An 8,533-nucleotide genomic window follows, 5' to 3' on the forward strand; every position below is an offset into this window, starting at 1 on the left:
GCATTGTGAATGCATCGGCTTGCATTGTGAATGCATCGGCTTGCATTGTGAATGCATCGACTTGCATTGTGAATGCATCGGCTTGCATTGTGAATGCATCGGCTTGCATTGTGAATGCATCGACTTGCATTGTGAATGCATCGGCTTGCATTGTGAATATATCTTACGAAGTAAGTTTTAAAACACACCTTAGTTAGAGTCCTTGTACCAGATGATCGTGGTACTATACGGCTCATTCCTCTAGTTTGGTTTGTAATTTGTAATTTCAACTTGGCATCTTCAGCATTAGTGGTCAAACTTAACTGTGCAATCGCGCTTGTTTTTTATTCGACGTTGCAAAATATAGCTTTACTTAAGGAGAGCATTAATTATGTCCAACTTCAAAATACTTTATACTGGTATAGTAGCGATCGCTTTATCTCTGGCGACTGGTTGCACACCAACTACTCCCCATGACCAGAATACATCTGAAGCTCCACCTGCGACAACTCTACCTGTACAAGCAACTGAGAGTCCATCCCCAACAGTATCACCAACTGCATCAGGGCAAAATACCCTCAGTTCTTTAGACAAACAGTTTATCAAGGAAGCCGCTCAAGGTGGTTTAGCAGAAGTTCAACTAGGACAACTGGCATCAAAACGTGCAGTTAGTAAGGCGGTAAAAGAGTATGGACAGCGCATGGTTCAAGATCATACCCTAGTGAATAATCAAATCAAACAGTTGGCGAATCAAAAAGGTGTGACGCTGCCAACTACTATCGGCACCCAAAATCAGCAAGTGAAGCAACGCTTATCCAAACTTTCTGGTGCTAAATTTGATCGCCAATATATCAATCAGATGCTTCAAGATCATCAAAAGGATATCTCCGCATTTGAGAAGGAAGCTCAACAGGGACAAGATACCGATGTGAAAGCATTTGCGGCTCAAACCCTACCAACCCTCAAAGAACACCTGCAACACGCTCGTTCTATTGTTAATCCTGGAACTCCAACTAGCACGCCAACTCCAACCACTACCCCGTAAGGAAATACGCTTGGGTTAAGACTTGATCCCCGCAACCCCCCTTAAAAAGGGGGACTAATGGGGATTTTCAATAACTATATTGACCATTTCTCGTTCCCAGGCGGAGCCTGGGAACGAGTCAAGCCTCATAAAGCTAGGTTTTTACGACTTGTGTGTACACCGTAGCCTAAGGCAGACGAGACGCCCACCCCACAAGAAATTGTTGAGTATTTTTTTATTTTGAAGTCCCTTAAGGAACCACGATGTCTGAATTGTTTAAAGGAAAATTTTAAGGAACCACAATGTCTAAATTGTTTAAAGGAGAATTTTCTCGTCGTCAGATTTTGACTACTGCTGGGTTAGGAGCAATTTCAGCCGCAGCAATTGGTAGTATCGGCGAAGAGGTTGCTGCCCAAGAGCCAACTCAACAAGCTACCCCACGCGGAGGCGCCTTACCACCTCAGATTGAGTTTCCGCCCATCTCGGCATCAACGGAAGTTGAAACAGGGGGGCCACCAAGTGCATTACCCCCAGAGCGACGTTTAGGGTTTGCGATCGTTGGACTGGGCAGATTGGCATTAGAAGAAATCATGCCAGCATTTGCAGAATGTAAACTAGCCAAGCCAACTGCATTAGTTAGTGGCGATGCTGCCAAAGCCAATCAAGTAGCACAGCAGTATGGCATCAAACCGCAGAACGTTTACAACTATCAGAATTACGACAATCTCCGCAACAATCCAGACGTTGATGTAATATATATTGTATTGCCCAATAGTATGCACCGGGAATATACGGTGCGTGGTGCTAAAGCAGGAAAGCACATTCTCTGTGAGAAGCCGATGGCAACCACAGTGGAAGATTGTCAACAGATGATCGACGCATGCAAAAGCGCCAATCGTAAGCTGATGATTGCTTATCGCTGCCAATATGAGCCGCACCATCGCGCCATGATTGAGATAATTCGCAGCAAAGAATTGGGAGTTATCAAGGTGATTCAGGCAGACAACGGCCAAAACCAAGGCGGTGACTTAAACCAGTGGCGATTAAAACGCGCGTTAGCTGGAGGTGGCTGTTTACCGGATGTCGGAATTTACTGCTTAAATGCAACTCGCTATTTGACAGGAGAGGAACCGATCGCAATTAGCGCCCAAATCTTCACCACTCCTGGCGATCCCCGCTTCAAAGAAGTAGAAGAAAGTGCTACCTTCCAGATGCGCTTTCCCAGTGGGATACTAGCGATTTGCTCCACCAGCTACGGTTTTCACGAAGGGCGTCGGTTTCGCGTCTTCGGCTCTGATGCTTGGGCGCAACTCGATCCGGCGTTCTCTTACAACGGTTTGCGGATGATGATTTCACGCAAATCGCCCACCAACAAGATGGCAGAAAACATTAGTGAAGTGCGGATGGGTGAGAAAAACCAGTTCGCTTTAGAAATCGATCACATGGCAGATTGTGTGATTCAAAATAAACAACCCCATACCCCTGGTGAAGAAGGTTTGCAAGACCAAAAACTGCTCACGTTGATTTACGAAGCCGCACAAACAGGTAAAACGATCGCTCTACCTCGGATGTCAGGATTGGATGTCACTCGTGGCCCCGTTCCCAGAATGCTGAAGTAAGTAAGTAGGTGAGAATAAATCAAAGTAGATTAAGTAATGTAAAAAATCTTGAGATGTGTTCGTAGTGTTCGCGTAGCGTCTCGTAGAGAGGGCTACCCTGCGGGAACGCTTCTCTACGAGAGGCTTCTCTACGAGAGGCTTCTCTACGAGAGGCTTCGCCAACGCCAACGTGAACAGCCCTCAAATTAGGACTAAAGTCCTTACTACAAACCTTGAATTATTCACGCCGCTCTACTTAAACAGAAAAATAAGCAATCAAATGAATGAATTAGAAGCAATTTTAGAAGGCTTCGAGTTAAGTCAAAATAGTGGTGAAATCACTTTCCTGGCCACTGTAGTCAAAACTCAAGGTTCAACCTATCGCCGACCGGGTGCTAAAATGTTGATCACAAATACAGGTCGGATGATCGGAACAATTAGCGCTGGTTGCTTGGAAAACGACGTATTTGAGCATACCCAACAACGAATGTCAGAGGGCGAACCAATTGTTGTTACTTACGATAACACTGCCTCTGAAGATATTCTTTGGGGCTTTGGTTTGGGGTGCAATGGCATAGTGCAAGTTCTGATCGAACGTCTTGAGAGAGAAAGTACAGCGAATGCGATCGCTTTTACACAAGAATGTTTTGATAAAAAACATTTGGGTATTATTGCTACAGTCTTTGCTTTTGAAGGTGCAGTAAAGGTCAAACTTGGATCACGCTTACTGCTGTATCCAAATGGTAAAATTATCACTGACATCAAAGATCCAAATTTAATTCCATCTCTGATTGCAGATACTCAAGCAGCCTTGGCTAATCAAAAGTCAAGCGTAAGCAACTATCAGTTACCTTTAGGCAGTGCGGAAGTTTTCATTGAAGTTATCCAACCACCCACGCCTTTAGTAATATTTGGTGCAGGTTATGACGCTGTACCTGTAGCTAAGTTTGCCCAAGCATTAGGTTGGGAGGTTACTGTAGTCGATTGTCGAGCTAATGAGGCAACTAAAGCACGATTTCCTGCTTCTTGTGATGTGATTCTTAGTCGGCGAGAAATTGTAGATAAACAGGTATTTATAGATGAGTACACAGTTGCTGTAGTCATGACGCATAATTACCTTGACGACCTGGAAATTTTGAAAATGTTGCTGTCATCTCCTGCACGCTACATCGGGGTTTTAGGGCCAAAGCTGCGTACTGAAAGATTCCTGGAAGATTTACACCTGCAAGGAATAGTTTATACTACTGAACAATTAAAAAGATTGCATGGCCCGATTGGGATTGACATCGGAGCAGATACACCCGAAGGAATAGCGATCGCAATTATTGCGGAAATTCAAGCAGTGCTAACAAACCGCAGTGGGAGTTTTTTAAGAAATCGCCATCAACCAATTCACCAATCCTATGAAACCATACAGCAGTTTTCATGTATTTGAACCACATCTGTTGTCGGGGCACAGCAATGCTCATTGGTGTCAACTTAAGGTAGAAATTAGCCTTGGTAAGCTTTCGAGATTTAACCCTCACAAGAACAGCCCCTCTCCCAATTTTGGGAGAGGGGAGCAAATTCTCTAGTTCCCCTTCTCCCAAAATTGGGAGAAGGGGTTAGGGGATGAGGGCAGAACGCCTTCTCAAAGCAGATTTTTTCTGAAGTTGATACCAATGAGCTTTTTCTGTGCCTCTAGCGCTTACCACCTAATTTTTATTTGTTATGGTATTTAACACTGAAGAAATAGACAATCAAAAATCAACCATAGCGATTATGATTCTTGCTGCTGGTGCATCGACTCGTATGGGTACACCTAAACAACTATTGCTTTACCAAGGACGTAGTTTTTTGCAATCCATTACAGAAATGGCGATCGCTTCAGTTTGTCAACCTGTGGTAGTAGTACTTGGAGCAAATGCAGAACAGATTCATCCTCAAATTAAGCAACTTCCCGTTAAAGTAGTTAATAACTTGGATTGGGCTTGGGGAATGAGTTCTTCAATCAAGAGCGGTATTGAATTGTTAAATAATCTTCCTGAAAAAATCGAAGCTGTAGTTATTACACTTTGCGACCAGCCATTTGTTTCTCATCAAATTATTAATCAACTTGTTGATACATATTATTCGACGAAAAAACCGATTATTGCTTGTGAATATGCGGGTACATTAGGTGTACCCGCTCTATTTAGTCAGAGATTTTTTTCAGAACTGGCTGCGTTGAAAGAAACTTCAGGAGCAAAAAGAGTTATTAATAATAACCTCAATGAAGTGTTTTCTATGCCGTTTTCACTAGGGGATATCGATATTGATACACTAAAGGATTACGAACAATTGCTATTAATTACCAAAGCGGCTTCTGGAGGATAGTAAACAAAGAAGAATTCTTCTTTATTTAATTCTGAGCGATACCTTCTTCACGCGCTGCACGTTGCACAGCAGCAGCAACAGTAGTAGCGACACGCACATCAAAGACTGAAGGAATAATATGTTCCCGATTCAAGTCTGAAGGTTTGACTAAGGAGGCGATCGCACTTGCGGCTTCCAGACACATGCTGGTGGTAATTGTCTGTGCGCGACAATCTAAAGCCCCACGGAATACCCCAGGAAAAGCGAGGACATTATTGATTTGATTCGGGTAGTCACTGCGACCGGTAGCGATCACAGCCACGTCTTCACTGATTAATTCTGGCTGAATCTCTGGAATCGGATTTGCCATTGCAAACACAATTGGATCTTTCGCCATCGAATGTACCATTTCTGGTGTCAAAACTCCCGGTGCGCTGACACCAATAAACACATCTGCTCCTGGCATTGCACCCGCTAACGTACCTTGAGCTTTCACAGCAAATTCAAGTTTTTCTGCTGTCAAGTCGGTGCGACTAGTAGAGATAATCCCTTTCGAGTCGCACATCCAGATTTTTTCTGCCCCAGCTTTTTTCAGTAAGCGAGCGATCGCCACTCCCGCCGCCCCAGCACCGTTAATCACGATCTGAATTTCCGCCATTGACTTTTGCACCAGCTTCAGGGCATTAAACAACGCCGCCAAGGTGACAATTGCTGTACCGTGCTGGTCATCGTGAAATATGGGAATATCTAACTCTTGGCGCAATCTTTTTTCAATTTCAAAGCAGCGAGGTGCAGCAATATCCTCTAAATTCACGCCCCCAAACACCGGAGCGATATTCTTAACTGTTTGGATAATTTCTTCTGTATCTTGGGTGGCTAGACAGATGGGAAAAGCATCCAGCCCCGCAAATTCCTTGAACAGCATTGCTTTGCCTTCCATGACTGGTAGGGCGGCTGCCGGTCCGAGATTTCCCAATCCCAAAACGGCACTACCATCGGTAACAATGGCAACAGTGTTTTGTTTGATGGTTAACTTGTAAACTTCCTCTGGATCTTGAGCGATCGCCGTACAAATTCGACCGACTCCGGGCGTGTAAGCCATTGCTAAATCAGACACACTCTTCAGGGGAATTCTGCTGACAATGCTGATTTTGCCACCCCGATGTAAATTAAAAGTGCGATCGTAGACGCTGAGTAACTTCACATCTGGCAATGCTTGGACTGCTTGCACAATGCTTTCAGCGTGTTCGGTACTAGCAGCATCAACGGTAATATCGCGGGTGGACTGTTTGCGAGTTTGATCAATTAAATCAATTTCACCGAGATTACCACCACTAGTTGCGATCGCCTCGGTTATCGATGCCAACATCCCGATACGATTGGGAATCTGCAAGCGCAGCGTCAAACTAAAACTAGAATTCGGAGTCAGGTTTGCCATGTTGATTTTGGATTTTAAGTATTAGATTTTATATTGAATTGAGACGAAAACTAAAATCTGAGATTTTTAGTCAGTGGAAACACAATGAATGTAAACTCTTGTGATCACCATCAGTAGTTAGTTTACTCAATGCCCACAGGTTTTATAACTAATTTTATTTATATCAAGGCATCCACTAATATAAATCAATACAGTTCAGTTAAGCATTTCTTCCTTATCTTCCTTTGCGACGGCAGTCGCTACAACGGGGGGGGGGGGAACCCCCGCAACGCGCTGCCTCTCCTTTGCGTCCTTTGCGGTTCGTTAAATTGACTTTGACAAAGAGCTTTAGCCTTAACCCAAGCTTCCGGAAATTCCTGAGCCTATTTTATTAACTCAGATTTTTGCCAAGCTTACTTCTTTAGGTCGTATTCATCCCGTTTCTAGGGGCGTTGAACCCTCGTAAATTGGCAGAGGTATTGTCCCATAGGACATTTTTTCACTTGGAAGTCCCTAAATGCGATCGCATTACTACCACCTAAGCAACCAATCATACATATAATAATTAGGATAAAATATCAATAAGCCACAAAAATGACTCTGTTTCTTTCAGCTAGAGAAGCTTATCGACAACAACAAAATACTACTTCAACCTCTGAACCAACAAAAACCAACTCATATAACACTGGGTATCAAGCAGTGTTGGACGATCCAAAACAGCAAAGTCGGGGTTACGAAAACGTCATAGCTTTCCCCACAGGTATCGACTTGCTAGTGTCACAATTCGACTTAGCTGAAGATTTAATTCTTGAGACAAATTTCTATAATGTTCCCTGCATGGCATTTAGTTTTGCAATTGCCAGTAATAATGAGTCAGAAATATTACCTGTAGGACATAATTGTACGGCAACATATTTTGATTTCGATGAGGATCTTCCTGGTAATGGAGTTTATTTACGCGCAGATCAACGCATTCTGTTCCTAGAAGTCGGAATCAACCCCCAACAATTTTTTTGCAGACATGAAGTTAGTGGTTTAGACTTTCTACCCAAATCACTCCAGTTGTATCTAGAAACTGACAACATATCGTTTCTCAACTACTTTCGCATCGGGCAAACTACACCCGAAATGCAAAATAATTTGCATCAAATAGTTAATTGTCCTTTCCACGGTTTGATTAAAGAGATTTACTTGCAAGCAAAATGCTTAGAATTAATGGCGCTGAAGTTGGAACCCGACACAGCAGAAGAACGGGAACTGATAAAGTCTCGCATTTTGCGAGGAGATGATATTAACCGAGTTTACCACGCCAGAGAAATTTTAATCCGCGATTTTGACAATCCTCCCTCCTTGCTAGAATTAGCGCGACAAGTAGGTTTAAACGATTACAAGCTCAAAATCGGGTTCCGTCAGGTTTTTAACACAACCGTATTTGGCTATTTGTATGCTCATCGAATGGAGAAAGCCAGAAAACTGCTCATGAGTCAACAAATGAACATAAAACAGATAGCTAAGATAGTGGGTTACGAGTGTCCTAGTCGCTTCGGTGTAGCTTTTAAAAAGCGCTTTGGCATCCAGCTAAGTCAATACTTAGATAGATTTATTGTTGCCAAAAACACCTAAAAAAATCCGTTTCGGCATATACCTTAATCGGATTTTTTGCTACAAATTCCCCTATGCTGTTGATAATCAATCCTAAATAAAGATTGTTGTGATCTGGGATACTAAGGTGTGTGGGGAGAAAATGAGCAAGCAAACATTCAAAATGTTCAGTTGCAGACTGGAGTGGTTGTTGATATTTTTCACAGTTTTGCTGGTTGAGCCTGCGAAAGCGCAAGATATTCCCAAATCTGATTCATTGCTGAATCGACTTCGCCCAGCGAAAACACTACTACAAGCGAAGCTACCTGAAGCAACTAAAAAGATTAGGCAATTAAGTGAGCTAGAACCCGTTGTTACTAGCGCCAAAATGTTATTAGTGCAGTCGCCAACACCACCAAACACGCCACCAACTTCAGTTGTGCAAGTTACCTCAGTGAAGGCAAATCCCACTGCCAAAGGTCTGGAGATTATTTTACAGACTAGTAAAGGGGAACAGTTGCAACTAGTCAATCGCACTGCTGGTAGCAATTTCATCACTGACATTCCCAATGCTCAACTGCGTTTACCCAGTGGCGAAGC

The 8,533-nt window shown here is 43.2% G+C and carries 7 protein-coding genes; 6 read left to right on the forward strand and 1 reads right to left on the reverse strand.

Going from position 1 to position 8,533, the window contains the following annotated elements:
• Positions 1 to 370: 370 nt before the first annotated feature.
• The 4 genes from ACYTXL_RS35130 (at position 371) to ACYTXL_RS35145 (ending at position 4,956) form a co-directional block, all read left to right on the forward strand.
• Positions 371 to 1,024: a DUF4142 domain-containing protein gene (locus ACYTXL_RS35130; RefSeq protein ID WP_461928594.1), complete on the forward strand. Its 654-nt coding sequence runs from the start codon at positions 371 to 373 to the stop codon at positions 1,022 to 1,024.
• A gap of 281 nt (positions 1,025 to 1,305) precedes the next feature.
• Positions 1,306 to 2,622 (forward strand): Gfo/Idh/MocA family protein, encoded by a 1,317-nt coding sequence (locus ACYTXL_RS35135; protein WP_461928595.1) that lies wholly within the window; start codon positions 1,306 to 1,308, stop codon positions 2,620 to 2,622.
• A gap of 259 nt (positions 2,623 to 2,881) precedes the next feature.
• Positions 2,882 to 4,036, forward strand: coding sequence for an XdhC family protein (locus ACYTXL_RS35140; protein WP_461928596.1), 1,155 nt, complete (start codon positions 2,882 to 2,884; stop codon positions 4,034 to 4,036).
• Between the two features lie 275 nt (positions 4,037 to 4,311).
• Positions 4,312 to 4,956 carry a nucleotidyltransferase family protein gene (locus ACYTXL_RS35145; protein ID WP_461928597.1) on the forward strand — a complete coding sequence of 215 codons (645 nt, stop codon included), beginning with the start codon at positions 4,312 to 4,314 and terminating at the stop codon, positions 4,954 to 4,956.
• A gap of 25 nt (positions 4,957 to 4,981) precedes the next feature.
• Here the strand turns inward: ACYTXL_RS35145 and ACYTXL_RS35150 are convergent, their stop codons facing one another.
• Positions 4,982 to 6,373 carry a malic enzyme-like NAD(P)-binding protein gene (locus tag ACYTXL_RS35150; protein ID WP_461928598.1) on the reverse strand — a complete coding sequence of 464 codons (1,392 nt, stop codon included), beginning with the start codon at positions 6,371 to 6,373 and terminating at the stop codon, positions 4,982 to 4,984.
• A gap of 573 nt (positions 6,374 to 6,946) precedes the next feature.
• On the opposite strand from ACYTXL_RS35150, the gene ACYTXL_RS35155 reads away from it, so the two are divergent.
• Together ACYTXL_RS35155 and ACYTXL_RS35160 are read left to right on the forward strand one after the other, a co-directional pair.
• The gene (locus tag ACYTXL_RS35155) at positions 6,947 to 7,975 is read left to right on the forward strand and encodes a helix-turn-helix transcriptional regulator (RefSeq protein ID WP_461928599.1); all 1,029 of its coding nucleotides are present in this window, start codon (positions 6,947 to 6,949) and stop codon (positions 7,973 to 7,975) included.
• Positions 7,976 to 8,096: 121 nt separating this feature from the next.
• A partial coding sequence (locus ACYTXL_RS35160) for an AMIN domain-containing protein (RefSeq protein ID WP_461928600.1) occupies positions 8,097 to 8,533 on the forward strand: 437 nt, incomplete at its 3' end.

The sequence above is a fragment of the Nostoc sp. genome, assembly GCF_054880495.1.

Bases quoted from the DNA above. Each gene is read 5' to 3' on its own strand.
- ACYTXL_RS35130 (WP_461928594.1), top strand. From the start codon at position 371: ATGTCCAACTTCAAAATACTTTATACTGGTATAGTAGCGATCGCTTTA.
- ACYTXL_RS35135 (WP_461928595.1), top strand. From the start codon at position 1,306: ATGTCTAAATTGTTTAAAGGAGAATTTTCTCGTCGTCAGATTTTGACT.
- ACYTXL_RS35140 (WP_461928596.1), top strand. From the start codon at position 2,882: ATGAATGAATTAGAAGCAATTTTAGAAGGCTTCGAGTTAAGTCAAAAT.
- ACYTXL_RS35145 (WP_461928597.1), top strand. From the start codon at position 4,312: ATGGTATTTAACACTGAAGAAATAGACAATCAAAAATCAACCATAGCG.
- ACYTXL_RS35150 (WP_461928598.1), bottom strand. From the start codon at position 6,373: ATGGCAAACCTGACTCCGAATTCTAGTTTTAGTTTGACGCTGCGCTTG.
- ACYTXL_RS35155 (WP_461928599.1), top strand. From the start codon at position 6,947: ATGACTCTGTTTCTTTCAGCTAGAGAAGCTTATCGACAACAACAAAAT.